General features: G+C 69.5%; 26 protein-coding genes. 12 read left to right on the top strand and 14 right to left on the bottom strand.

What is annotated here, in order from left to right; genetic code table 11:
- Window positions 1-47: 47 nt before the first annotated feature.
- Window positions 48-917, bottom strand: coding sequence for a L,D-transpeptidase family protein (locus ACSEEN_RS19400; protein WP_298441127.1), 870 nt, complete (start codon window positions 915-917; stop codon window positions 48-50).
- Between the two features lie 117 nt (window positions 918-1,034).
- Between ACSEEN_RS19400 and ACSEEN_RS19395 the strand changes: the two genes are divergently transcribed.
- Window positions 1,035-1,637 carry a class I SAM-dependent methyltransferase gene (locus tag ACSEEN_RS19395; RefSeq protein ID WP_298441125.1) on the top strand — a complete coding sequence of 201 codons (603 nt, stop codon included), beginning with the start codon at window positions 1,035-1,037 and terminating at the stop codon, window positions 1,635-1,637.
- Window positions 1,638-1,678: 41 nt separating this feature from the next.
- Entirely contained in the window at window positions 1,679-2,128 is a 450-nt protein-coding gene (locus ACSEEN_RS19390) for a hypothetical protein (protein WP_298441123.1), read from the top strand.
- A 68-nt stretch (window positions 2,129-2,196) separates the two neighbouring features.
- Here ACSEEN_RS19390 and phoH2 read toward each other — a convergent pair whose 3' ends face one another.
- The 5 genes from phoH2 to ACSEEN_RS19365 all read right to left on the bottom strand — a co-directional run bounded on the left by phoH2 (window position 2,197) and on the right by ACSEEN_RS19365 (window position 7,961).
- Window positions 2,197-3,498, bottom strand: a complete 1,302-nt coding sequence (phoH2, locus tag ACSEEN_RS19385) for an RNA 5'-3' helicase PhoH2 (protein WP_298441120.1) — start codon at window positions 3,496-3,498, stop codon at window positions 2,197-2,199.
- Window positions 3,499-3,721: 223 nt separating this feature from the next.
- Window positions 3,722-4,480: a DUF6199 family natural product biosynthesis protein gene (locus tag ACSEEN_RS19380; protein WP_298446401.1), complete on the bottom strand. Its 759-nt coding sequence runs from the start codon at window positions 4,478-4,480 to the stop codon at window positions 3,722-3,724.
- A gap of 57 nt (window positions 4,481-4,537) precedes the next feature.
- Window positions 4,538-5,407: an acyl-ACP desaturase gene (locus ACSEEN_RS19375; RefSeq protein WP_298446399.1), complete on the bottom strand. Its 870-nt coding sequence runs from the start codon at window positions 5,405-5,407 to the stop codon at window positions 4,538-4,540.
- A 21-nt stretch (window positions 5,408-5,428) separates the two neighbouring features.
- Window positions 5,429-6,721 (bottom strand): serine hydroxymethyltransferase, encoded by a 1,293-nt coding sequence (glyA, locus tag ACSEEN_RS19370; RefSeq protein ID WP_298446397.1) that lies wholly within the window; start codon window positions 6,719-6,721, stop codon window positions 5,429-5,431.
- A 10-nt stretch (window positions 6,722-6,731) separates the two neighbouring features.
- Entirely contained in the window at window positions 6,732-7,961 is a 1,230-nt protein-coding gene (locus ACSEEN_RS19365; RefSeq protein WP_440714061.1) for a DUF885 domain-containing protein, read from the bottom strand.
- 47 nt (window positions 7,962-8,008) lie between these two features.
- Between ACSEEN_RS19365 and coaA the strand changes: the two genes are divergently transcribed.
- Entirely contained in the window at window positions 8,009-8,950 is a 942-nt protein-coding gene (coaA, locus tag ACSEEN_RS19360; protein WP_247866771.1) for a type I pantothenate kinase, read from the top strand.
- A gap of 25 nt (window positions 8,951-8,975) precedes the next feature.
- Here the strand turns inward: coaA and ACSEEN_RS19355 are convergent, their stop codons facing one another.
- Window positions 8,976-9,344, bottom strand: a complete 369-nt coding sequence (locus tag ACSEEN_RS19355) for a hypothetical protein (protein WP_440714060.1) — start codon at window positions 9,342-9,344, stop codon at window positions 8,976-8,978.
- A gap of 97 nt (window positions 9,345-9,441) precedes the next feature.
- On the opposite strand from ACSEEN_RS19355, the gene ACSEEN_RS19350 reads away from it, so the two are divergent.
- Window positions 9,442-9,654 (top strand): helix-turn-helix transcriptional regulator, encoded by a 213-nt coding sequence (locus ACSEEN_RS19350; protein WP_247866769.1) that lies wholly within the window; start codon window positions 9,442-9,444, stop codon window positions 9,652-9,654.
- A gap of 1 nt (window position 9,655) precedes the next feature.
- Window positions 9,656-10,144: a hypothetical protein gene (locus ACSEEN_RS19345; protein ID WP_247866768.1), complete on the top strand. Its 489-nt coding sequence runs from the start codon at window positions 9,656-9,658 to the stop codon at window positions 10,142-10,144.
- A 4-nt stretch (window positions 10,145-10,148) separates the two neighbouring features.
- Here ACSEEN_RS19345 and ybaK read toward each other — a convergent pair whose 3' ends face one another.
- Window positions 10,149-10,637, bottom strand: coding sequence for a Cys-tRNA(Pro) deacylase (ybaK, locus tag ACSEEN_RS19340; protein WP_247866767.1), 489 nt, complete (start codon window positions 10,635-10,637; stop codon window positions 10,149-10,151).
- The gene (locus ACSEEN_RS19335; RefSeq protein WP_247866766.1) at window positions 10,637-11,419 is read right to left on the bottom strand and encodes an isoprenyl transferase; all 783 of its coding nucleotides are present in this window, start codon (window positions 11,417-11,419) and stop codon (window positions 10,637-10,639) included. Before ACSEEN_RS19335 ends, ybaK begins: the two co-directional genes overlap by 1 nt.
- A 60-nt stretch (window positions 11,420-11,479) precedes the next feature.
- Between ACSEEN_RS19335 and trhA the strand changes: the two genes are divergently transcribed.
- The 3 genes from trhA to ACSEEN_RS19320 all read left to right on the top strand — a co-directional run bounded on the left by trhA (window position 11,480) and on the right by ACSEEN_RS19320 (window position 14,287).
- Entirely contained in the window at window positions 11,480-12,151 is a 672-nt protein-coding gene (trhA, locus tag ACSEEN_RS19330) for a PAQR family membrane homeostasis protein TrhA (RefSeq protein WP_440714059.1), read from the top strand.
- A gap of 30 nt (window positions 12,152-12,181) precedes the next feature.
- Complete coding sequence (locus ACSEEN_RS19325) at window positions 12,182-12,715, top strand: hypothetical protein (RefSeq protein ID WP_440714058.1); 534 nt, start codon at window positions 12,182-12,184, stop codon at window positions 12,713-12,715.
- 84 nt (window positions 12,716-12,799) lie between these two features.
- Window positions 12,800-14,287 carry a PepSY-associated TM helix domain-containing protein gene (locus tag ACSEEN_RS19320; RefSeq protein WP_440714057.1) on the top strand — a complete coding sequence of 496 codons (1,488 nt, stop codon included), beginning with the start codon at window positions 12,800-12,802 and terminating at the stop codon, window positions 14,285-14,287.
- 158 nt (window positions 14,288-14,445) lie between these two features.
- Here ACSEEN_RS19320 and ACSEEN_RS19315 read toward each other — a convergent pair whose 3' ends face one another.
- Window positions 14,446-15,534, bottom strand: coding sequence for a 3-deoxy-7-phosphoheptulonate synthase (locus ACSEEN_RS19315; protein ID WP_440714056.1), 1,089 nt, complete (start codon window positions 15,532-15,534; stop codon window positions 14,446-14,448).
- A 258-nt stretch (window positions 15,535-15,792) separates the two neighbouring features.
- On the opposite strand from ACSEEN_RS19315, the gene ACSEEN_RS19310 reads away from it, so the two are divergent.
- Entirely contained in the window at window positions 15,793-16,416 is a 624-nt protein-coding gene (locus ACSEEN_RS19310) for a histidine phosphatase family protein (protein WP_440714055.1), read from the top strand.
- Here the strand turns inward: ACSEEN_RS19310 and ACSEEN_RS19305 are convergent.
- From ACSEEN_RS19305 to mca, 3 genes are read right to left on the bottom strand one after another with little or no spacing between them, the layout of a single operon-like run.
- Window positions 16,409-18,526: a thioredoxin domain-containing protein gene (locus ACSEEN_RS19305; protein ID WP_440714054.1), complete on the bottom strand. Its 2,118-nt coding sequence runs from the start codon at window positions 18,524-18,526 to the stop codon at window positions 16,409-16,411. The two genes, ACSEEN_RS19310 and ACSEEN_RS19305, sit on opposite strands and share 8 nt — an antisense overlap.
- 20 nt (window positions 18,527-18,546) lie before the next feature.
- Window positions 18,547-18,867 (bottom strand): hypothetical protein, encoded by a 321-nt coding sequence (locus tag ACSEEN_RS19300; protein WP_440714053.1) that lies wholly within the window; start codon window positions 18,865-18,867, stop codon window positions 18,547-18,549.
- Entirely contained in the window at window positions 18,864-19,715 is an 852-nt protein-coding gene (gene mca / locus ACSEEN_RS19295; RefSeq protein WP_247866738.1) for a mycothiol conjugate amidase Mca, read from the bottom strand. Before mca ends, ACSEEN_RS19300 begins: the two co-directional genes overlap by 4 nt.
- A gap of 78 nt (window positions 19,716-19,793) precedes the next feature.
- Here mca and ACSEEN_RS19290 point away from each other — a divergent pair, with 78 nt between their 5' ends.
- The 3 genes from ACSEEN_RS19290 to greA all read left to right on the top strand — a co-directional run bounded on the left by ACSEEN_RS19290 (window position 19,794) and on the right by greA (window position 21,644).
- On the top strand, window positions 19,794-20,252 hold the full coding sequence (locus ACSEEN_RS19290; protein WP_247866736.1) for a DUF4307 domain-containing protein: 459 nt from the start codon (window positions 19,794-19,796) through the stop codon (window positions 20,250-20,252).
- Window positions 20,253-20,283: 31 nt separating this feature from the next.
- The gene (locus ACSEEN_RS19285; RefSeq protein WP_371307344.1) at window positions 20,284-21,024 is read left to right on the top strand and encodes a queuosine precursor transporter; all 741 of its coding nucleotides are present in this window, start codon (window positions 20,284-20,286) and stop codon (window positions 21,022-21,024) included.
- A gap of 128 nt (window positions 21,025-21,152) precedes the next feature.
- The gene (gene greA / locus ACSEEN_RS19280; protein WP_247866734.1) at window positions 21,153-21,644 is read left to right on the top strand and encodes a transcription elongation factor GreA; all 492 of its coding nucleotides are present in this window, start codon (window positions 21,153-21,155) and stop codon (window positions 21,642-21,644) included.
- 183 nt (window positions 21,645-21,827) lie between these two features.
- Here greA and ACSEEN_RS19275 read toward each other — a convergent pair whose 3' ends face one another.
- Window positions 21,828-22,199: a helix-turn-helix domain-containing protein gene (locus ACSEEN_RS19275; protein WP_247866732.1), complete on the bottom strand. Its 372-nt coding sequence runs from the start codon at window positions 22,197-22,199 to the stop codon at window positions 21,828-21,830.
- Between the last annotated feature and the right edge of the window lie 1,101 nt (window positions 22,200-23,300).

Here is a 23,300-nt window from a genome sequence, read left to right as displayed (position 1 = left end):
GCACGCAGACTGAACTGCACACGGCCCCGGGCGGGAACGATCGGCGGCTACGAACCGGTCGCCGACCCGAGAAGCTGCGGGATCACGCTGGTGAACTGGCTCAGCACACCGGTCAGGGCGTCACCGGTCAGCGGTGAACCGGACTGGTCGTTGAGCGACGGCGCGGTGGCCGGATCGGTCGGGGTCTTCTCGTTGACGCCGATCGCGATCTTCGGGTTCTTGGCCGGGTCGAGCCACTTGAGGATCTTGACCATCGACTCCTTGTCGATGGCGACGCAACCCCAGGTGGGCTCGCTGCCGACGTGCAGGAAGATCGCCGACGCCTTGCCCGGCGTGTTGGCCGGGTTGTGCACGATCTGCACGGCGTAGTCGTAGGCCGGGCCCATGTCGTACAGGTTCTCGCTGTCGGCGCCCGGGCTCTGCGACTGGCGGACCATCCGGTTGTAGGTGGGCGACTTCATGTTCGCGTCCCACCAGTCCTGGTCGTCGACCTTCTTGTACGGCATCTTGGTGCCCGGATTGTCCTGGCGGCCGAAGGCCTGGCCCAGCGCGAAGGTGCCCTCGGGGGTCCGGTGGACGTTGTCCTCCGGCGCACCGATGCCCTTGTCACCGACGTACGCGTCGACCGGACCGATCACCGGCTCCCACTGGCCGTTCGCGTTCTTCTCGAACGCCGTCAGCGTGCCCTTGGTGGCCGACGCCTCCGGCACCGACACGACGATCATCTGGCTGGTGTCCCCGGCCGGTGTGGTCGGGCTCCCGGCACCGGGCAGGAACGACTTGAGCAGGTTCTCGATCATCGTCTGCACGTCCGGGGTCGCCGGCGCCGCGGGCGCCGTCGGCGCGGCATTGGCCGTTCCGGGCGCGACGACGAGGGCGACCACCACGGCCATCCCGAGTAGTCCCAACTGCCACATACGACTCATCAGCAACTTCAGCACCACCCCAGTGTGCCAAGGAATCCGGCCCCGTGCCACCCTGGGAGATCATCGTCACCGGACCGCAACCCGGCGAAGACGCACTACCGTGGAGCCATGACGACGCCGCAACCCCGCTGGATCACCGACACCAAGCCCGGCCACAGCCAGTGGTACGTCGACCGTTTCCGCAAGATGGCGGCCGACGGCGACGACCTGGCCGGAGAGGCGCGCTTCCTCGACGCGATGGTCCCCCGGCACTCACGCATCCTGGACGCCGGCTGCGGGCCGGGCCGCGTCGGCGCCCACCTGTACGCGGCGGGACACGATGTGGTCGGCGTCGACGTCGACCCGGTCCTGATCGCCGCGGCCGAGGAGGACCACCCCGGACCGACCTGGCTGGTCGACGACCTCGCCCGCCTCGACCTCCCGGCCCGCGGCCTCCCCGAGAAGTTCGATGCCATCGTCTGTGCGGGCAACGTCCTGATCTTCGTGGCACCCGGCACCGAGGCTCAGGTCCTGCGACGCCTCGGCGCGCACCTCAACGACGACGCGCCGCTGGTGGTCGGCTTCCACACCGATCGCCATCTGACCCTCGACGCCTTCGACGCGGCCGTGGCCGAGGCCGGACTCCGCCTCGATCTCCGCCTGGCGTCCTGGGACATCCGCCCGTGGACCCCGGAGTCGGACTGGGCCGTGTCGATCCTGCGCCGCACCTGACGTACCGGGCCCGTGTCTGATCCCAACGCTACGGTGCCCGCATGATCTATCACCTCGAGCGCCGTCCGTTCGCCACCGACAGCGCACTGCCGGACATCGACTTGGACGTGCCGGAGACTCGGCTCGCCACCGCCATCGTCGACGTGCTCGCCGACTTCGGGACGAGCACCGACGAGGACGACCAGGAATACCTGATCCTGCGCCAGGCCGACAACGGTGCCCGCCGGATCGGCCGATGGAATGTCGACACCGTCCAGGCCGCCGGCTCGGGTGGCGAGTTCGTCCTCGAATTCCTCATCGTGGATGAGTCCGGCGACCCTTACTCGCGGCGGGCCATGCGCCTGGTCCGCCCGGACACCCCCGACTACGACCCGGAGAACCCCGACCTCTTTGACCGACACGCCGTCGCCTGCCTGCTGAGCTGTTTCGCGCAGGCGCGCGACCTGAGCGACCGGTATCAGATCGTGCAGTCGTGGCCCGTCGATGACTGAACGGGCCTGCTGTTCGGTGGTTGCCCAGCGACCACCGAACAGCAGGCCTGCCCCGCCGCGGGCGACCGTCAGCCCTGTCCGGGTGCGAACTCCTCCAGCATGTCGGTCACCAGCGCCGCGATCGGCGAGCGCTCGCTGCGCGTGAGGGTCACATGCGCGAACAGCGGGTGGCCCTTCAGCTTCTCGATCACCGCGGCCACTCCGTCGTGCCGCCCGACCCGCAGGTTGTCGCGCTGAGCCACGTCGTGCGTGAGGACCACGCGCGACCCGGCACCCAGCCGGGACAGTACGGTCAGCAGCACATTGCGTTCCAGGGACTGCGCCTCGTCGACGATCACGAACGAGTCGTGCAGGGAGCGACCGCGGATATGGGTCAGCGGCAACACTTCCAGCATGCCGCGGGAGAGCACCTCGTCGATCACCTCCGTGGACACCAGCCCTTCGAGGGTGTCGAAGACGGCCTGCGCCCACGGGCCCATCTTCTCGTCGGCGCCACCGGGCAGGTAGCCGAGTTGCTGGCCGCCGACCGCGTAGAGCGGCCGGAAGACGACCACCTTGCGCTGGGTGCGCCGCTCCAGCACCGCCTCGAGCCCGGCGCACAGCGCGAGCGCCGACTTCCCGGTGCCGGCCTTGCCGCCGAGCGAGACGATGCCGACCGACTCGTCGAGCAGCAGGTCCAGCGCGACGCGCTGCTCGGCGGACCGGCCACGCAGCCCGAACGCCTCGCGGTCGCCGCGGACCAGCTGGACCTGCTTGGTCTCGGTGACGCGGCCGAGCGCCGACGATGTCGCGCCGACCAGCTTGACGCCGGTGTGGCAGGGCAGGTCACGGCCGCCGTCCAGATCGATGATCCCCTCGTCGAACAGGTCGTCGACATCGGAGTCGAGCACGTCGAGCTCGTCCATCCCGGTCCAGCCCGAGACCACGACGTCCTGCGCGTGGTACTCATCGGCGGCCAGGCCGACGGCGCCCGCCTTCACCCGCAGCGGCGTGTCCTTGGTGACCAGTACCACCTCGCGGCCCTCGGCACGCAGGTTGAGTGCGCACGCCAGGATCCGCGAGTCGTTCGAGTCGTTCCGGAAGCCGGCCGGCAGCACCGACGGATCGGTGTGGTTCAGTTCCACCTGCAACGACCCGCCGCAGTCCCCCACCGGCAGCGGCTGATCGAGGCGCCCGTGCTCGATCCGCAGATCGTCGAGCAGCCGCAGTGCGGTGCGCGCGAACCAGCCGAGTTCGCTGTGATGGCGTTTGCCCTCGAGTTCGCTGATCACCACCAGCGGGAGGACGACGTCGTGCTCGTCGAAGCGGGTCACCGCCCACGGATCGGAGAGCAGGACGGAGGTGTCGAGGACGTAGGTGCGTGCGGTCACGGCGGACTCCCGGTTCCCGTGCGGCTCCCGCGCGGGCGAGATCTAGTGGCCGGCAGGCTCGACGAGAGCCGGGGCCGGCTCCCTCGTGACCCAAAGGTCGTTCACGAATCGAACCTCCCGGACGAACCGCTTCCCCACGGCCCGTCACCGCTGACGCTACGCCCGGCGCAGGTGACGGCCAGGGAGCACCAGACAGCGTGTCGGTGAACGTCGTGTAACGGGACTATGCCGCCGGTGCGGCCGCCAGCAGCGGCACCGTCGTCCACGAGGGATCGATCCTGACCGGCCGCAGCGGTTGCTTCACACCGGGCTTGGCGACCTCTTCGAGCGGCTGCGCGGGCCTGCGCGCGTAAGCCAGGCCGACCGTGGCCGGGTCGACCATCGGTGCCGCGGTCAGGATCGGCCGGCCACCGAGGGGACGCTGCAATTCACGGGTGACGGCCGAGGGCTTCTCGTCGTCACACATGGGCCTCAGCGCACGCGGCTCCGCCGGGTCATCGGACCAGTGGACCGAGAAGTCGATGACCGAGCGCGTCACCTGAACCACGATCGCGTTGGTGTGCTCGTAGACGCCCACCCCGGTGGTACAGCTCGCCAGATAGGACGCCTCGCCTTCGAGGACGACGAACTGCAACGTCAACTCGCTCGGGTAGCGATAGCCGACGATCGTCCCGGGACCGAGATCCTCCTGGCGCGGGGACGGGTCGGCGGACGGCAGGGTCACCGAGGTTCCCGACCGCGACCGCTCGGGCTCTCCGGAGTGGCGGCTCGCCGTGTACAGCATGATCCCGCCGAGTATGAGCATCACCAACGTCAACACGCCGCCGAGGCGGGACAGCGCGTACGCCGCGTCGCTCGGCTCGTTGGCCTCGGGATTCTTGTACTTCCACGCCTCCGACGCGCGCCACGCCCCCTTGGGATCGAAGATCGCCCAGAGCAACAGCGGCACGAGGATGAGGAAGAGGAGAATGACGAAACCCATGCCCGTTGGACGGGCATGGGTTTCGGAAATGTTCTCTTCGGCGGAACCGCCGGGCGGTCAGGCCTTCGCGGCGAGCGCCAGGATGCGCTGTCGCGCGGCCTCCGCGGTCTCGCTGAGTTCCTGCACGCTGTCGAGCTTGAGCTCATCGACCAGCTTCGCGGCGATCGCCGCATCGGTCTGCTCGGTCTCGAAGTCGGCGAACAGCGCGCGCTGGGCGTCGTAGTCGGCGACGTCGGAGCCGATGTGCTCGATCTCCGCGAGCGCCTTGTCGACGGCCAGCACGGTGGCCTCCTGGTCGGCGACCATGCCGGCCATCAGGAACGCCTGGAAGGTCGACGCCTGCACAGCATCGTCGACGGCGATCTTCTCCAGGATCGTCACCAGCTGCGGGTCCTCGGCGCGCTCGGCGAGCCGGCCGATGAACTGGACGCACTGGTTCTCGTGCACGGCCAGCAGGGCGAGCGCGTTCATCGGCCCGACCTGGGCGACGGCCTCCGGGTTCTGCTTCCACCCGGCGACGACGTGGATGCGGCGCCGGTTCTCGGCGTCCACCGGATCCATGGCGCGAGTCACGACCAGGTAGTCGCGCAGCGCGATGGCGTGCCGGTTGTCCTCGGCGGTCCAGACGCCGACCAGCTGGCGCCAGTCGGAGAACGCCGGGAAATGGATGGCCAGCACGCGGTGGAACGACGGCAGGTTGTCCTTGGTCAGCAGCAGCGCCAGCAGCGGCGCGGCGGTCGCCGGATCGAGGCTCGCCTGGTCCGGCTCGAAGTCCTCACCGCCGAGGAAGCGGAAGTTACGGCCCCGGCTCCACGGCACCCAGTCGTGGGGCTCCCAGGCGGCCGCACCGAGCTGGTGCTCCTCGGCGATCTCCGGGAGCGCCTTCTCGAGCGCGTTGATCAGTTCTTCGTCGTCCAGTACAGCCACGGGGTCCACCTTAATCGACGGTCAGCGTCCGCTCATCATTCCCCAGTCCTCGAGTCCCTCGTACAGGGGGACGTCGAGGGCCAGTTTGGCGACCCGCGAGCGCAGAGCGACCACATCGGCGTTCTTGCCCGCCGCGAGCGCGGTGGCGATGATGTCGGCCACCTCGGCGAACTCGGTCTCACCGAATCCGCGGGTGGCCAGCGCCGGGGTGCCGATGCGCAGGCCGGACGGGGTCATCGGCGGGCGCGGATCGAACGGGACCGCGTTGCGGTTGACGGTGATGCCGATCTCGTGAAGCAGATCCTCACCCTGCTGACCGTCGATATCGGAGTTGCGCAGATCCACCAGCACCAGGTGCACGTCGGTGCCGCCGGTCAGCGGGGTGATGCCGGCATCGGCGACGTCCTTCGCGGTCAGGCGCTCGGCCAGCGCCTGCGCGCCTGCGACGGTGCGGCGCTGGCGCTCGGCGAACTCCTCGCTCGCGGCGATCTTCAGCGCGGCGGCCTTGGCGGCGATCACATGCATCAGCGGGCCGCCCTGCTGGCCGGGGAAGACCGACGAGTTCAGCTTCTTGGCCCACTCCTGCTTCGCCAGGATCAGACCCGAGCGCGGGCCGCCGAGGGTCTTGTGGACGGTGGTCGAGACGACGTCGGCGTACTCGACGGGATTCGGGTGCAGACCGGCGGCGACCAGACCGGCGAAGTGCGCCATGTCGACCCACAGGTGCGCGCCGACCTCGTCGGCGATCTCCCGGAAGGCCTTGAAGTCGAGGGTGCGCGGGTAGGCCGACCAGCCGGCGACGATGACTTTCGGCTTGGTGTCGAGGGCGATCTTGCGCACCTCGTCCATGTCGATGCGGTGGTCTTCCTTGCTGACCCCGTAGAAGGCGTTCTCGTACAGCTTGCCGGAGAAGTTGAGCCGCATGCCGTGCGTCAGGTGACCGCCGTGCGCCAGGTCCAGGCCGAGGAGGGTCTCGCCCGGCTCCATCAGCGACATCAGCACCGCCGCGTTGGCCTGTGCACCCGAGTGCGGCTGCACGTTGGCGAAATCGGCCCCGAACAGCGCCTTCGCCCGGTCGCGCGCGATGTCCTCGACGACGTCGACGTACTCGCAGCCGCCGTAGTAGCGGCGGCCCGGGTAGCCCTCGGCGTACTTGTTGGTCAGCACGCTGCCCTGCGCCTGCAGCACGGACCGCGGCACGAAGTTCTCCGAGGCGATCATCTCGAGGGTGTCGCGCTGCCGCGCGAGTTCGCCGTTCATCGCGGCGGCGAGGTCCGGGTCGAGCTCGGCCAGGGACTGCGTAAACAGGGTCATGCGCGCTATTTTAGGCAGCCAGCTCGGCCCGCAGCCGGGCCGGGGTCAGCGGCTCGTCGAGCAGGCGGCCGAAACGGTCGATCCGGCGATCCCCGGCCGCCTCACCGGCGTCGAGCCAGCGGCCGAGCAGCTCGTAGCCCTCGACGTACGTGGAGATGTAGGCCCGCCACAGCGGCGAGGTGAGGAAGCGCAGCATCTGCCGGGCGCGTTCCGGGGGCGCCAGCAGCCACCGCTGCAGGAACTCGGCGACGTCGTCGGGGTCGGTGTGCGCGTCGTGCAGGGCCAGCGCCGCATCCTGGCGGACGTGCAGCAGGCCGGCCGTCGCCGCGGCAAGCGCGCGGGACTTCTCGGCGTCGAAGCGCAGCCCGAAATCGGCGTAGATCTCCGCCGCCCACGACGGCCAGTCGTTCCCCTTCGCGGCCGCCAGCGCGTGATCGGCCAGTCCCTCGGCCATCAGGCATTGCGGCGTGTTGACCAGGAAGATCGTCTGCTCCGCCTCGCCGCGCTCACCGACCAGGAACTGCTCCTTACGGCAGTGTTCGGTGTGATGCCCGGGGTAGGCCTCGTGGGCGACGAGTCCGGGCAGCACCGACAGGTATTGCGGCAGATCGGTGTTGATGGCGACCTTCGACCGGTAGTCCCCGAGGTAGTAGTTGAAGCCCGACCACGGCTTGTCGGAGACGATCTCGAACTCGACCGTCTCGCTCGGCGGCAGCGGATAGCGCCCGCGCACCACCTCGCGCAGGGCACCGGCGAACTCGTCGACCAGCGGCTGGACCAGGTGCGGCGGGATCTCCTCGCTGCGCCGATGCGCGGCGTAGGCCTCGCGCAGCCGGTCGCCGGTGGCGCCCGGGACGCCGAGCGCGTCGGCGATCGCCGCGTGCGCCTGCGCGTACCCGTCCGGCTCGGCGGGCGTGATGTCGACGTCGAAGTAGGCCTTGACCTCGTCGACGAAGCCGATCCGTTCCCCGGCGAACCTGCGCGCCGAGCATTCGAGCGCCGTCAGATGCGAGCCGATGAACGCGGCGCGATCGGCCCGGAGGGCGCCCGGCAATGCGCGCGACAGGTCCCGGGCACGTCGGGCCAGTTCGGCCGGATCGGGCGCCGGAGCATTGTCGGCCTCGGCGCGCAACACGGGGTCGCCGGTGTACGCATCGACGAAGCCCGGCTCGATCCGGTCGAAGGCCAGCCCGAGCCGCAGGTAGTCGTCGACCAGTGCGTGGGCAGCGTCGGTGCTCATGTCGGCCCACGCTACCGGCCGCACCCCCGGCCTGTAGTGTGCCTGCCATGGCGCGCCTATCCAGCGATCGCGACCCCGGTCTCTATCTCGAACTGGACCGGCGGCAGTGGCGCGAACTCCGGCAGTCGATGCCGATGGTGCTCGACGAACGCGAGCTCGAGCAGCTGGTCGGTCTGGGCGAACAGATCGACCTCAACGAGGTGGCCGAGGTCTATCTGCCCCTCTCGCGCCTGATCCACCTGCAGGTCGAGGCCCGGCAACGGCTGTTCGCGGCGACGTCGACCTTCCTCGGGGAACGCCAGCGCAACCGTCAGGTGCCCTTCGTCATCGGCATCGCGGGCAGCGTCGCGGTCGGCAAGTCGACCACCGCGCGCGTGCTGGCCAAACTGCTCTCACGCTGGGAGACCCACCCGAAGGTCGACCTGGTGACCACCGACGGTTTCCTGTATCCGACCGCCGAACTGCAGCGCCGCGGGATCATGCACCGCAAGGGCTTCCCCGAGTCGTACGACCGGCGCGCGCTGCTGCGGTTCGTCACCGAGGTCAAGTCGGGCACCGAGTCGGTGCGGGCACCGGTGTACTCGCACGTCTCGTACGACATCGTGCCCGGGGTGTTCCACACGGTGAATCAGCCCGACATCCTGATCGTCGAGGGCCTGAACGTCCTGCAGACCGGCCCCACCCTGACCGTCTCGGACCTGTTCGACTTCTCCGTCTACGTCGACGCGAAGCTCGCCGACATCGAGGAGTGGTACATCTCCCGCTTCCTGACGATGCGCACCACGTCGTTCACCGATCCGGAGTCGCATTTCCACTACTACTCGTCGCTGACCGACGAGCAGGCGACGATCGCGGCGCGCGACATCTGGACGTCGATCAACCGGCCGAACCTGATCGAGAACATCCTGCCCACCCGGCCGCGGGCCACGCTGGTGCTCCGCAAGGACCGCGACCACTCGATCAACCGGGTGCGGCTGCGCAAGCTCTGATCCGCGAGTCGCCCGCTGCTTCGAGCTAGCCGCGCTTCTGGTCGAGATTCCAGTCCAGGTGCGGGGCCGCCGCACGGATGTAACGCTCCACCTCGCTGATCTTCGGCCGGGTGCCGGGCCGGAACCTCAGCGTGAACATCTCCATGATCTGCCGATCTCGCACCAGGAGCCGGTGTCCGGTGACCGGGATCGTCTTCTCCAGTGCGCGCCGGCGCCTGCCGTCGACGAGCGGGACCAGGATGAGTTCTGGGGCGAGCCCGGCGAAGCCGATGACACCGCCGATCTCCGACCACTCCCAGCGCCGAAACCGCGGGTCTTCGATACCGGACAATTCGATGCCCTGCGCATCGAGCCGCGCACGGGTGCTTCCGAAGCGACGGACCCGGATCGTCATGCTGCGATGTCCGCCACGACCATGGGACGACTGTACCGCCCACCCGGGATGTAAAGGACTCTTGACACGGCCGTGTCAAGAGTCCTTTACTTGTGTCGTGCCCGAGAAAACCCTCACCGATGTCCGCGCGGCCCGCACCCGCGCCGGACTGCGCCAAGCCGACCTCGCCACGGCCGTCGGGGTGAGCCGGCAGACGATCGTCTCGCTGGAACGCGGCGACTATTCGCCCTCGGTGTACCTCGCGCTCCGGATCGCCCGGACCCTCGGCAGCACCGTCGAAGAGCTGTTCCCACTCCCGGAGGAGAACTGACATGACCGCCCGTACCCTGCCCGACCTCCTGCTGGCCCCGGCCGCCCACTCCTGGGGCGACGAACGCGAACGCACCGTGATGCTCGAGGGCTACGCCTACGTCTTCCTACTCACCCAGTTCCTCCTGTGGACCACCGGCGCCGTCGTCGCGTGGTTCGTCCCGGGGTGGGTCATCGTGGTCCTGTTCGTGGCCTTCCTGCTCCCGGCGATGGAATGGCAGCGATACACGCGGGCGCGTGATGTCGACGCCAACACGCTCGCGTACGCCGGCGGCTCGCTCGCACGGGTCGTCACGACCGGCTTCTACTTCGGCGCCTGCGCGATCTCGATGTGCGTCGCAGCCACCACACACTGGCTGCCGAACGACGGCTCAGCCTCCGGCGCGGTGGTCGGCGGCGTGATCGGCGCGGGCACAGCGATGTTCCTCGGCTGGTGGCGCGCGAAGCGCGTCGCCGCCCGGTCCCACGACGACGCACCCGACGAGTTCTGACCGATCAGCCCACCGCGATCGGGGCGACCATCGCACCGGTGACCTCGATCAGATCGGCCGGTGCCAGTTCGATCTCCAGCCCACGCCGGCCCGCGCTGACCAGCACGGCGTCCCACTCGCGCGCCGACGCATCGACGACGACGGGCAGCGGCGTCTTCTGACCGATCGGCGAAACCCCGCCCAGGACGTATCCGGTGGCCCGGGTGACCGCCGCCGCCTGTGCCATCACCGCCTTGGACACCCCGAAGGCCCGCGCCGCGGCCTTGAGCGAGAGCTGCTGCGGGACCGGAAGAACCGCGACCCCGAGCCGGCGGTCCCCGAGGTCCACCACCAGCGTCTTGAAGATCTGCCCGGGTGCCGCCCCGATCCGCTCCCCCATGATCGCGACGGCCTCGGCGCCGTAGTCGGTGCTGGTCTTCTCGTGCGCGTAGCTGTGCACCGCATGCTCGACGCCGGCCTTCTCCAGCGCGGTGATCGCCGGGGTGGCGCCCATTACTTGCCGTACCGCCGGCCGCGGGCGGCGAAGTCGCGCAGCGCCCGCAGGAAGTCCACTCGCCGGAACTCGGGCCAGTAGGCATCGGTGAACCACATCTCCGAATACGCGCTCTGCCACAGCAGGAAGCCGGAGAGCCGCTGCTCCCCCGACGTCCGGATCACCAGGTCCGGGTCGGGCTGGCCGCTGGTGTAGAGGTTCGCGTCGATCCCCTCCACCGACACGGCGTCGATCAATTCCTCGGCGGTGGCGCCGGCCGCGAGCTTCTCCCGCAGCAGGGCCCGCACGGCGTCGACGATCTCCTGCCGGCCGCCGTAGCCGACGGCGACGTTGACGTTCATCCCGGTGCGGCCGTCGGTGCGCGCCGAAGCATCGCGCAGACGCTGGGCGACGTCGCCGGGCAGGACGTCGAGGTTGCCGACGATGCGCACCCGCCAGTCGCCGGGGGCATCGGCGATCTCGTCGACCACGTCGGGCACGATCTGCATCAGCGCGTCGAGCTCGTCGGACTCGCGGGCCAGATTCTCGGTGGACAGCAGGTACACCGTCACGGTGCCGATGCCGAGTTCGGAGCACCATCCGACCATGTCGGCGATCCGCTTGGCACCGACCCGGTGGCCGTGGGCGACGTCTTCGAAGCCGGCCTCGCGCGCCCAGCGGCGGTTCCCGTCGCAGATGATCGCGACATGCCGCGGCACCGATTCGGGTTCCATGAGCTGGACCAGCCGCGTCTCATAGACGTGGTAGAGCCCGCCCCGCACACGATCTGGGATCAGTTTCACACGCAAGAGCTTACGCGGGAGAGAAGTTACCGAAGCGGAACTTACGCTACCGTAGGTTCTATGGCAGACCTGATCTCGAACGCCGTCGAGGCCGTCAAGCCCCGGCTGCGCGGCGTCATCCACAAATACTCGGCGTTCATCGCGGCCTCGGTGGGCATCGTCCTGATCGTGGGCACCGCCATGCATCGCAGCGCCGTCGACGTGGCGGCGGTCTGCATCTACGTCCTCGGGATCACCGGGCTCTTCACCACCAGCACCGTCTATCACCGGATCAATTGGGTCTCGCCCCGCGCGCGGATCGCGATGAAACGCGCGGATCACTCGATGATCTTCATCTTCATCGCGGCCACCTACACGCCGTTCTGCATGATGGGACTGGACAGCCCGGAACGGTGGTGGGTGCTCGGCATCGTCTGGGCCGGCGCGCTCGGCGGGGTGCTGCTCAAAGTCCTGTGGCCGGGTTCGCCGCGCTGGCTCGGGGTGATCCTCTACATCGTGCTCGGCTGGGTGATCGTCTGGGTGGCCCCCGACCTGCTGCGCAACACCGGGGTCGCGGTCTTCGTGCTGCTGGCCGTCGGCGGCGTCTTCTACAGCCTCGGCGGCATCCTGTTCGCCCTTCGCTGGCCGGAGCCGTGGCCGGGCACTTTCGGTCACCACGAGGTGTTCCACACCTGCACCGCGATCGCCGCGCTGCTGCACTACATCGCGGTGTGGCTGGTGGTCCTCGGGTAACGACCCGGGGCCGACGTCTAAGATCGGCGGGTGCCCACCTCGTCCGACGCCCCGCTGCTTCCGCGGCTGCGCGCGGGCGCCGTCGGCGGCACGGTCGCCGGCACCGGCATCGCCGCGCACGCCCAGGGCCACGGCTGCCTCCCCGGTTCGGGCGGACTGCTGCTGGTCGCGGCGATCGGCGTGGGCCTGGGTGTCATCGCCGGCCGGCCGGGCACCACCTCGCACACCGTCTCCGCCTGGCGGTTGCTACCGCTCCTCGGAGCCGGCCAACTGCTGGTGCACCTAGCGCTGATCGCGCTCACCGGGCACCACCACGACCTGATCACCGCCCCGATGGCGGCCACCCACACCCTCGGCGCTCTCCTGGCGCTCGGCCTGGTGGTCGTCGCCGAGGCCCTGGTGCGCGCGGCCGGTGGCCTCGCACGGCGCGTGGTCGCACTCGTCGGCCGCCGCCCGATCGCGGCGACCGGCTCACTCGTCGTCGTCGCGTACGACGGCCCACGCATCCCGTCGCTTCGGCGACTCGGCACCGCAGGCACCCGCGGGCCTCCCCTGCACGTCTGAGCACGCATTTCTCGCACCAACCCGACGGTGGCGCCCGGCGCCACCGCGGCCGGTGATCTCTGCTTGGACGAAAGGCACTGCCCCATGGCGAAATCCGCCGAACCCCTGACCCCCATCGATACCCCGGCCGCCCCCGCGACCACCGACCCCGGCCCACCGCGGCCCCGCGCGGCGAGCATCACGCAGCTGCTGCGCAGGCTGCACTTCTACGCGGGCGTGATCGTCGGCCCGTTCCTGCTGATCGCGGCGATCAGCGGCGGCCTGTACGCGCTGGCGCCGTCGGCCGAACAGCTGATCTACCGCGCGCAGTTGCACACCGATTCGACCGGACAGGCGCATTCGATCGCCGAACAGGTCGACGCCGCCCGGGCCCAGCGTCCGGACCTCACCGTGTCGGCGGTCCGGCCGCCCGCGTCACCGGGCGACACCACGCGAGTGCTGTTCGCCGACCCGTCGCTCCCGGAGTCGACTCGGCTGGCCGTCTTTGTCGACCCCGTGACCCTGCATGTCCAGGGCGAACTGCCGAGCTACGGCAGCAGCGGCTCACTTCCCGTGCGGACCTGGCTCGACGGCCTGCACCGCAATCTTCATCTCGGTGAGCCGGGCCGGATGTACAGCGAGTTCGCCGCATCATGGCTCTGGGTCATCGCCCTCGCCGGCCTGGCGCTGTGGGTGGTGAACGTCCGCAAACAGCGCCGTACCCGGGGCACCGGCCGGCTCCTGACCTTGGACCGGTCCGCCCGGGGCCGGGCACGCTCGATGAACTGGCACGCCGTCGTCGGTATCTGGATCATCCTCGCGCTGCTGTTCCTGTCGGCGACCGGTCTCACCTGGTCGCGGTTCGCGGGTGAGAACGTCTCCGAACTGCGCTCCGCACTGAGCTGGACCCAGCCGTCGGTCGACACCTCGCTGGGGAATTCGCCGTCCGCCGACGACGGCATGGCCGACATGCCCGGCATGGGTCACGGCCACGGCGGATCCGCGCCGGCCGCGACCGGCTCCGCCGCCGTGGCCGCCACCAACGCCGGATACGTCGACACCGCGCTCGCCCTGGCCCGGTCGGCCGGCGTCGGCCGCAGCGACGCTGTGGAGATCTCGATCCCGTCCGACGACGACACCGCGTTCACCGTCTCCGAGGTCCGCGCGCCGTGGCAGTTCTCTCCGGACACCGCCGCCGTCGACCCGAGTCGGGATCGCGTCGTCGCGGTGGATCGGTTCGCACACTGGCCGCTCGCGGCAAAACTGGCGAACCTCGGCATCGCCCTGCACATGGGCATCCTGTTCGGGCTGCTCAATCAGCTGGTGCTGTTCGTGGTGGCGGTCGCGCTGGTCTTCCTGATCGTGTGGGGCTATCGGATGTGGTGGCAGCGCCGCCCGCGCGGCGCCCACCGGCCGGGCCGGGCACCGACCCGCGGCGCGCTGCGGGAACTGCCCTGGCCGGCCATCGGCGTGCTGGCGGTGATCGCCGCGGCCGTCGGCTGGTTCATCCCACTGCTGGGCTGGCCGCTGCTGGCCTTCCTGGTGATCGACGTGGTGTTCGGGCTCGCGCAGCGGGTCCGGCCCGACGCCTAGGCCGTGTCTCCTAAATCTTCTCCGAAGGCATCGGTGGATCCGCTGGGCGGCCGGCAAGGCGGAGGAGGGAGGCATAGCGGCGCTATGCCGACCGACGACAACGCCGCCAGGCGTTCAGCGGGCCGCCGAGGACCGGAAAGAGATTTAGGAGACATGGCCTAGCCTGCGGCGCGGGCGAGGGAGGCCAGGACCTGGGCACTGGCCTCCCAGCCCATGCACTTGTCGGTGACCGACTGACCGTAGACCAGCGGCTCGGCGTCGACCGGCTGCGCGCCGGGCACTAGGAAGCTCTCCAGCATCACGCCGCTGATCAGCGGATCGAGGCCGGCCGCGCGCGCCGCCGCCACCTGCCCGGCGACCTCGACGGCCACCCGCGCCTGCCGCTCGTGGTCCTTGCCCGAGTTGGCGTGCGAGCAGTCGACCATCACCTTCGGCGCGAGACCGCCCCGGCCGAGCGCGTCGACCGCGGCGGCCACCGAGTCGGCGTCGTAGTTCGGTCCGCCGGTGCCACCCCGCAGGATCACGTGGCAGTCCTGGTTTCCGGTGGTCGCCACCACGGCGCCGCGGCCGAAGTCGTCGAGTCCGAAGAAGACGTGCGGGCTGGCGGCCGCCTTGGCGCCGTCGACCGCCACCTGCACGTTGCCGTCGGTCCCGTTCTTGAAGCCGATCGGCATGGACAGCCCCGACGCGAGCTGCCGGTGCACCTGCGATTCGGTGGTGCGGGCGCCGATGGCACCCCAGGCGACGGCGTCGGCGATGTACTGCGGGCTGGTCGGTTCGAGGAATTCGCAGCCGACCGGGAGACCGAGGTCGATCACGTCGAGCAGCAGCTTGCGCGCGAGGCGCAGACCCTTCTCCACGTCGTAGGACTCGTCCATGTCGGGGTCGTTGATCAGGCCCTTCCAGCCGATCGTGGTCCGCGGCTTCTCGAAGTAGACGCGCATGACGATCTTCAGGGTGCCGGCGTATTCGGCGGCCAGCGGTGCGAGCCGGCTGGCGTAGTCGAGCGCCGCGACCGGGTCGTGCACCGAGCACGGGCCGACGACGACGATCAGCCGGTCGTCCCGGCCGGCCAGGATCGCCGCGATCTCTTCGCGGTCGCGGGCCACCGCCGCGGCGCGGCGAGCGGTGAGCGGCAGTTCGCTGCGCAGGGTGTCCGGTGACGGGATCGGCGAGAACGCGGTGATACGGCGGTCGGAGGTCGAGGCGGTCGTCTGGGCGGCGACGGCGTCGGGGGCGATGGTCATCTGTTCGGGCCCTTCGGGTTTCGGCGGAGTTGCGGGGAGTCCGTCGTTCCCGGGCGGTCGCACTTCATCCCCGGAAACGACGGAAGCAGCGACCTGATGGTCACTGCTTCGGCTCCGGGTTGCGGCGTTGCGTGCGCGCGTCAGCGCTTCATCGCAGGCTCACCCGGAGCCTCGATAAAGCGCCAATAGACGCGCGCGGTGGTGTTCACGCGTTCGAGGCTAGCACAGCGCCCGGACAAGCGGTCTACCGTCGAATCCATGAGCGCCCGCGTCCATCACCCCCGCGTCCTGCTGATCCGCCACGGCCAGACGGAGTGGTCGGCCACCGACCGGCACACCGGGCGCACCGACATCGACCTGACCGCCAAGGGCGAAGCCGACGCCACCGAACTGGTGGGAATCGCCGACCGCCTGGCCCTGCGCGACACCTACGTGATCTGTTCGCCGCGCCGCCGGGCCCTGCGCACCGCCGAACTCGCGGGACTGCGGGTCGACGAGGTCGACGACCGGTTCGCCGAATGGGACTACGGGGACTACGAGGGCATCACCCGCAAGCAGATCCAGGCGGAGTACGAGCCGGGCTGGATGATCTGGACGCACGGCGCCCGCGGCGGCGAGTCGGTGGCGCAGATGACCGCCCGGGTCGACGGCGCCGTCGCCCACGTCGCCGCTCTCCTTCCGGAACGCGACGTGGTCGTGGTGTCGCACGGGCACTTCTCACGGTCGTTCGTGTGCCGGTTCCTCGGCTGGCCGATCGCGCAGGGCGCCGCGATCGACCTGCGTCCGGCGGGCGCCGCGCTGCTCGTCGATCTCGCCGGCGATCGTCGGCTGTGCCATCTGGTCGGCCCCGAGGGCGCGATGGCCGGTATCGGAGCTATCTGATCGGGCCGAACTCCAGGCGATCGGCCGAGGTGACGGGCAGATCGCACACCTGACCGCGGCACAGGTAGGCCGCATCGGCTCCGTCGACCGGTCCCCGGCCGTCCAGGAGCGGCAGCGCGCCCGGGTCACCGGCGACGACGACGGTTCCGCCGGGCGCCCGGTGCCGTACCCGACGGGCCAGGTCGCCGGTGCTGCCGGCGGTCTGGGCGACGGCCACCTGGATCGGGCCGGCGAGTCGTGCGAGGGCCACGGCGAGCCAGTGCCCGGCCGAGCGCGGCATCTTCTGCAGGATCAGCACCCCGCGCGCGAGCGTCTGATCGGCGAACTCGGCATAGCGGGCCGCCGCCTCGTCCGGCGCGAGCGCCGCCGCGGTGAGCAGCGCTTCGGCCATGAGCGACGCCCCCGACGGCGTCGCACCGTCGACGGGATCACGGGGACGGGTCAGGAGTGTGCCGGGCGGCGCGTCGTACCAGGCCCCCGGAGCGTCCGGATCGGCGAACTGCCCGATCGCCGAGTCGAGGACCGCCAGCGCGCGATCGCGCCAGTGCGGTTCGCCGGTGACCTGGTGGAGGGTGAGCAGTGCGGTCGTGAAGGCGGCGTAGTCGTCGAGCGCGCCCAGGGGTTCGCCGACCCGGCCGTCCAGCGAGGCCCGGCGCAGCGTCGGCCCGTCGTCGCCGGGCACCACGTGTGATGACCACAGCGCCTCAGCGGCCTCCCGGGCGCGCTCCACCCACTCCGGGTGCGCCAGTGCGCCGCCGGCTTCGGCGAGCGCCGTGACCGCAAGGGCGTTCCAGACGGTGACCACCTTGTCGTCCCGGGCGGGCTGCGGCCGCCGGTCACGAGCCGCGAGGAGTCGTGCGCGCACCGATTCGTAGCGGGCGGCGTCGTCCGGGTCATGCTCGAGTTGGAGCGTCGAGGTCCCGTTCTCGAAGGTGCCGCGCTCGGTGACCTCGAAAAGCTCGGCGGCCCAGGCACCGTCGTCGTCGCCGAGGACTTCCCTGAGCTGCGCCGGAGTCCAGACGTAGGTCAGGCCTTCTACCCCGTCGGTGTCGGCGTCGAGCGACGACGCGTAGCCGTGACCGGTCCAGAGCGCGTCGTTCAGGAAGGCGACGGTCTCGGCGGTGACGCGCCCGGCGAGGTTCCGATCGCCCGTCGAGCCCGTCCCCTCGCCCATGGAGCCCGCCCCGCCGCCCATTGAGCCCGCCCCGCCGCCCATTGAGCCTGTCCCGCCGCCCATTGAGCCTGTCGAAATGCTTCGCGCGAGATGCGCGTACGCGCGCAGGAGCAGCGCGTTGTCGTACAGCATCTTCTCGAAGTGCGGGACCACCCAGTCGTTGTCCACCGCGTACCGGGCGAAACCCCCGGCGAGCTGGTCGTAGATGCCGCCCCGCGCCATGGCCTCGCACGCCCGCTGCACCGCACCCCATGATGGTCGAGCGGAGTCGAGACCATACTCACCGGCCCGAAGCAGCGCCTCGAGCACCGACGACGGCGGGAACTTCGGCGCACCACCGAACCCGCCGGCGCGCGGATCCTCGTCGTCGAGTATCGCGGCGACCGCCCCCGCGAGGAGCCCCGCATCGATGCCGGGCCCGGCCGGAACGGCCCCGGTGTTGGCCCGCAGATGCTCGGCGATGCGCGACGACGCCTCGGTCACCTCGTCGCGCCGGGTGGCCCAGGTGTCCGAGATCGCGGCGAGGATCTGCCCGAAGCCCGGCATCCCGCCGCGCGGCACCGGCGGGTAGTAGGTGCCGCAGTAGAAGGGCTCGCCGCCGGGCGTGAGGAAGCAGGTCATCGGCCAGCCGCCCTGCCCGGTCATCGCGACCGTCGCCGCCATGTAGACCGTATCGATGTCCGGCCGCTCCTCGCGATCCACTTTGATGCAGACGAAGCCGTCGTTCATCTGCGCCGCGAGGGCGCGATCCTCGAACGACTCGTGCGCCATCACATGGCACCAGTGGCAGGCCGCGTAGCCGACGCTGAGCAGCACGGGTACGTCGCGCTCCCGGGCCTCGGCGAACGCGTCGTCGCTCCATTCGCGCCAGTGAACCGGGTTCTCGGCATGCTGTCGCAGGTACGGACTGGTGGCGCCCCCGAGTCGATTGACCATGTCGCCCAGCCTAGGCCCCGTCAGCGACCGGGGTCGTCTCCGTTGTCCGACTGTATGGCACCGGCCGATGCCGCGGCGCCGCCCTCGGCTCCCTCGGCTTCGTCGACCGTGTCGGTGCCCTCGTCGAAGGCCTGGTCGGGTTCGGGATGTGAGGAGTCGAAGCTGTCCGGGAGTTTCCGGAGCTGCTTGTTCATCGACCGGATCAGCAAGAACGTCGCGAGCAGCAGCACGATCACGGCGAGCAGCCCGATGGGCGAGGCCTTGCCGAATTCGGGGCCCTTCGTCTCCTGGTCGGCGGCGAGCCGAAGTGCACCGCCGGCCAGCGTCATTACGCCGTTCATGTCTCCTCGATTCCCGCGAAGAGGTCCGTCTCCGGGATCGCAGTCTGCACGCGCGTCTGCGCGAGCTCGAATTCCTCGGTCGGCCACAGTCGCTGCTGCCATTCCAGCGGCACCGCGAAGAAGAAGCCGTTCGGGTCGATCTGGGTGGCGTGCGCGCGCAGGGCGTCGTCGCGCTGCGGGAAGTAGTCACCGCACGTCACCTGGGTGGTCACCCGGCCCATCAGGTCACCCTGTTCGCGCCGCCACTTCGACAGCCACTCCTTGAACGGGCTCTCCTGGCCCGACTTCTCGAACTCGTCGGAGAAGCGGTGGATCCGGTCGCGGATGAAGCCGTGCGTGTAGTACAGCTTCAGCGGCGTCCACGGCTCACCGGCCTCCGGATAGGCGTCCGGGTCGCCAGCTTTCTCGAAGGCCGCCACCGACACCTCGTGGCACTTGATGTGATCCGGGTGCGGGTAGCCGCCGTTCTCGTCGTACGTGATCATCACGTGCGGCTTGAACTCGCGCACCACCTTGACCAGCGCCTCGGTCGACTCCTCGATCGGGACCAGCGCGAAGCAGCCTTCCGGCAGCGGCGGCAGGGGGTCGCCCTCGGGCAGTCCGGAGTCGACGAAGCCGAGCCAGGTCTGCTGCACACCGAGCGCCGCCGCGGCCGCGGCCATCTCTTCCTTGCGGATCTCCGGCAGGTTCTCCTTGACCCCGGGCCGATCCATCGCGGGGTTGAGGATGTCGCCGCGTTCGCCACCGGTCAACGTCACGACCAGGACGTCGTGCCCGGCCGCGGCGTACTTGGCCAACGTCGCCGCCGCCTTGCTCGACTCGTCGTCAGGATGTGCATGCACAGCCATGAGTCGCAGGCGCCCCGTGCTTTCGGTCACGCTTCCTCACCTTCGCTCGGTTCCGCCTTCCATGGTAGGTATTGAGCCGTGAGCAGTTCAGACGGGGTCTCCGACCAGCCGAAACCACAGAGCGGTCCGAGGGCGACGTACCCGGCAGAACAGTCACGGTCGAGCCGTCGGCGCTGGTTCATCATCTGCTCGGTGGTGGTGCTGATCGCCGGCGTCGTGATCGCCTACATCGGCTACCGGCAGTTCGGCGACCCGGACGTGTCCGGGCAGGCCACCGCGCACGAGGTGCTCAGCTCGGACACCGTGTCGGTGCAGTACACCGTCAATCGCAAGGACCCGCACAAGGCGGTCGCCTGCGTCGTGCGGGCTCGCGCACAGGACGGTTCGGAGGTCGGCCGCCGCGAAGTGCTGATCCCCGCCTCAGACGACATCCAGGTCGGTGCCCGCACCGACGTCTACACCTCGCGGCCCGCGGTGATCGGCGAGGTCTTCGGCTGCACCACGGCGGTTCCCGCCTATCTGCGGCCGGACAAGTGATTCATCTCTCGAACCTGTAAAGGAGCTGCTCGTGACCGAGGAGCCGACCGAGTCTGGGCAGCCGGGCGACCACCGCCCGGCGAAGCACCAGAACGCCGTCTTCGCGACGATCTCGTCGCCCTACTATCCGATGCTGATGGCCGTCTTCGTGGCCATCATGCTGATCAGCAACATCGCCGCCACCAAGGGCGTCGGTCTCTTCGGGGGCTGGCTGGTGACCGACGGCGCCTTCTTCCTGTTCCCGCTGAGCTACGTGATCGGCGACGTGATCAGCGAGGTCTACGGCTTCAAAGCCATGCGCCGCACCATCTGGACCGGCTTCGGCATCCTCATCCTCGCGTCCGTCGCGTTCACCATCACCATCGCGCTGCCGCCGCTCGACGGCTACGACAACCAGTCGGCGCTGGAATCGGTCGTCGGGGCCGTCCCGCAGCTGGTCGCCGCGAGCCTCGCCGGCTACCTGGTGGGCGAGTTCACCAACTCGTGGGTGCTGGTCAAGATGAAGGAACGAACCGGGGAACGACGGCTCTGGGCCCGCCTGATCGGCTCCACCGTCGCCGGCGAGTTCTTCGACACCCTCGTCTTCTGCACCATCGCCGCCCCGGTGATCGGCGTGCACGGCTGGGGCCAGTTCACGTCGTACGTGGCGATCGGCTTCGTCTGGAAGACGGCCGTCGAGGTCGTCGTGATGCCCGCCACGTACGCGGTGGTCCGCTTCCTCAAGCGCGCCGAGCCGTCGTACGCCGAGGCCCTGGGCTCATCTGTGCGATAAACCACATCTGGTGATAGCATGGACGGCGCACGACTCCGCAAGGGGTCGTGTTGCTGCATTCAGAGCATGATTGCCGGCAGCGAGTAACGAACGCGCAGTCCAATGGCGGACAGCAAAGGAGATCCACAATGACCGACGCAGGCGTGACCTGGCTGACTCCGGAGTCGGCCAGCCGGCTGAAAGAGGAGCTCAATGCGCTGATCGCGAACCGAGAGGTCATTGCGGCAGAGATCAACGAGCGACGTGAAGAGGGCGACCTCAAGGAGAACGGCGGCTACCACGCCGCCCGCGAGGAGCAGGGGCAGCAGGAAGCCCGCATCCGCCAGCTTCAGGACCTTCTGAACAACGCGAAGATCGGCCAGGCCCCGACCCAGTCGGGTGTGGCGCTGCCGGGTTCGGTCGTCACCGTCTACTTCGACGACGACAAGAACGACACCGAGACCTTCCTCATCGCGACCCGCGAGGAGAGCATCTCGACCGACGTCGAGGTCTACTCCCCCAGCTCCCCGCTGGGCGCGGCGATCATCGACGCGAAGGTGGGCGAGACCCGCACGTATCTGGTGCCGAGCGGCGCCGAGATCAGCGTGACGGTGGTCAGCGCGGAGCCGTACCAGCACTGAGATCGTCGACGAAGCCGGGCCGCAGCCTCCTGCGGCCCGGCTTTCGTTTGCGCACTTCCGGTTCCGGGTCGTGTCCGCGACAACCGGATCCCCCGCGCGACACCCGGCGCGGAAGCGACGACCCCGATCGTCGCGGGAATGACCGGCCGTCGCGTAAGCCGTCCGACTGTCGCGGTCAGCGGTTCAGTAGATCGAGTCCCGCTCCGCGGCGATCACGCCGTACAGCTCGGCCTCGATGCGCGACATCGCCTTGTTCGACTCCTGCTCGGTCGACCGCGTCTTCAACGGCATCGAAACGTCCGGCAGCAGCAGTTCCGGTGCGACGTCGAGCGCCTTGGCCAGCCGGTACACCGTCGAGAGTTGTGGATCCGACACGTACGGCTCCCGATTACCGGTACCGCGCTCCAGGTTCGACACCGCGTTGCGGTGCATCCCGCTCCGGTGAGCGAGCTCTTCTTGCGAGTATCCACGCGCCTTCCGGACGGTCACGAGCCGATGCGCGAACGAGAACGCGAAGGTGTCCCATTCGAGGGATCCACGTTCTCTGCCGGACATGGTTCCAATCTGTCCAACACACACCAAAATGTCTGCCCACCATGATGTGCGGACCTCCGGCGCCCCGTCAGCGACCCTTCTCTACCCGGCTGACCAGGCACGACACGCCCGCTCGTGACCAGCCCCACCGAGGCCCTATGGCGTCGCAGGACCCGCGCGGCGCGGCAGCGAGCGAGCGTCGTGGAAGCGCCCGAGCATCGTGGCAGCGCCCGAGCATCGTGGCAGCGCCCGAGCGCCGTGGCAGCGCCCGAGCGCCGTGGCAGCGCCCGAGCGCCGTGGCAGCGGATCGATACATGCGCAGCACTCGCGAGCGCTGCCTATGGACTCGACCGCTGCCACGTCCGACGACGCGCACGAGTGAGGCGGAGGCCGGGCTCCCCGCCGCCCGACCTCCGCCTCGTTCCCCCGAGCGGCCGACCGCCGGTTCCCCCGTACCGGCTGTCGACCATCCCCCCCTCGGCGATCAACCCGCCGTCCCCCGGGCGGCAGCTTTCTCGCGTCACATATTTAGACGCACCAGACCTCTGTTCGGTTCCATCCGTCGGCGAGGAATCTCCTCAGCGCGGCATCTTCCCGATCGTCGCGCGCGTGAACTCGATCGCCTTCGCGCAGATCTCCTCCGGCGCCGGGTGCGGGGAGCCATGGTGAATGACCATCGTGTTGACTGCGGCCATCCCCGACTGCACATAGGTATCGCAGTTCGCACCGTTTGTGAAGCGGTGCACCCCAACCACGCGGCCGTCGATCAAGATGTCTGGGAGCCACATGTCTAGCGACGACGCCTGGCGCTGCTTATCCGCCGCAAGCCCGGGCGAGTTCCCAACGAACTGGCTGAGGTCCCACTCGACTCGACCTCTCTCAACAGCCGAAGTCCACAAGTAGTGCCCCATAAGGTGGTGTAACTCGGTGGCCGAGATCGTCTCCGACTTCGTGTCGGGACGGACGTAGAGCGGCCACCGTGTGATCCTTCGAGTCAACCGTCTAAAGAATCCTCGAACGGAGTCATCACGATGACCGCACCTCATATTGTCGACCCTGCAGGCCTGCTTGGCCAAGCCCTCGCCGACGCGTCACCGGATCTGATGCGCGAGCTGCTGCAAA

The organism is Gordonia marina (assembly GCF_052036135.1).
GTDB lineage: Bacteria > Actinomycetota > Actinomycetes > Mycobacteriales > Mycobacteriaceae > Gordonia.
Note: the sequence above shows the minus strand (reverse complement) of the source record. Positions and strands in the feature narration are given on the sequence as shown.

What these genes read in the sequence shown, in the direction of transcription:
- ACSEEN_RS19400 (WP_298441127.1), bottom strand. Translation starts at nt 917, where the DNA reads ATGTGGCAGTTGGGACTACTCGGGATGGCCGTGGTGGTCGCCCTCGTC.
- ACSEEN_RS19395 (WP_298441125.1), top strand. Translation starts at nt 1,035, where the DNA reads ATGACGACGCCGCAACCCCGCTGGATCACCGACACCAAGCCCGGCCAC.
- ACSEEN_RS19390 (WP_298441123.1), top strand. Translation starts at nt 1,679, where the DNA reads ATGATCTATCACCTCGAGCGCCGTCCGTTCGCCACCGACAGCGCACTG.
- ACSEEN_RS19380 (WP_298446401.1), bottom strand. Translation starts at nt 4,480, where the DNA reads ATGGGTTTCGTCATTCTCCTCTTCCTCATCCTCGTGCCGCTGTTGCTC.
- glyA (WP_298446397.1), bottom strand. Translation starts at nt 6,721, where the DNA reads ATGACCCTGTTTACGCAGTCCCTGGCCGAGCTCGACCCGGACCTCGCC.
- ACSEEN_RS19365 (WP_440714061.1), bottom strand. Translation starts at nt 7,961, where the DNA reads ATGAGCACCGACGCTGCCCACGCACTGGTCGACGACTACCTGCGGCTC.
- coaA (WP_247866771.1), top strand. Translation starts at nt 8,009, where the DNA reads ATGGCGCGCCTATCCAGCGATCGCGACCCCGGTCTCTATCTCGAACTG.
- ACSEEN_RS19355 (WP_440714060.1), bottom strand. Translation starts at nt 9,344, where the DNA reads ATGACGATCCGGGTCCGTCGCTTCGGAAGCACCCGTGCGCGGCTCGAT.
- ACSEEN_RS19345 (WP_247866768.1), top strand. Translation starts at nt 9,656, where the DNA reads ATGACCGCCCGTACCCTGCCCGACCTCCTGCTGGCCCCGGCCGCCCAC.
- ybaK (WP_247866767.1), bottom strand. Translation starts at nt 10,637, where the DNA reads ATGGGCGCCACCCCGGCGATCACCGCGCTGGAGAAGGCCGGCGTCGAG.
- trhA (WP_440714059.1), top strand. Translation starts at nt 11,480, where the DNA reads ATGGCAGACCTGATCTCGAACGCCGTCGAGGCCGTCAAGCCCCGGCTG.
- ACSEEN_RS19320 (WP_440714057.1), top strand. Translation starts at nt 12,800, where the DNA reads ATGGCGAAATCCGCCGAACCCCTGACCCCCATCGATACCCCGGCCGCC.
- ACSEEN_RS19315 (WP_440714056.1), bottom strand. Translation starts at nt 15,534, where the DNA reads ATGACCATCGCCCCCGACGCCGTCGCCGCCCAGACGACCGCCTCGACC.
- ACSEEN_RS19310 (WP_440714055.1), top strand. Translation starts at nt 15,793, where the DNA reads ATGAGCGCCCGCGTCCATCACCCCCGCGTCCTGCTGATCCGCCACGGC.
- ACSEEN_RS19305 (WP_440714054.1), bottom strand. Translation starts at nt 18,526, where the DNA reads ATGGTCAATCGACTCGGGGGCGCCACCAGTCCGTACCTGCGACAGCAT.
- ACSEEN_RS19300 (WP_440714053.1), bottom strand. Translation starts at nt 18,867, where the DNA reads ATGAACGGCGTAATGACGCTGGCCGGCGGTGCACTTCGGCTCGCCGCC.
- mca (WP_247866738.1), bottom strand. Translation starts at nt 19,715, where the DNA reads ATGGCTGTGCATGCACATCCTGACGACGAGTCGAGCAAGGCGGCGGCG.
- greA (WP_247866734.1), top strand. Translation starts at nt 21,153, where the DNA reads ATGACCGACGCAGGCGTGACCTGGCTGACTCCGGAGTCGGCCAGCCGG.
- ACSEEN_RS19275 (WP_247866732.1), bottom strand. Translation starts at nt 22,199, where the DNA reads ATGTCCGGCAGAGAACGTGGATCCCTCGAATGGGACACCTTCGCGTTC.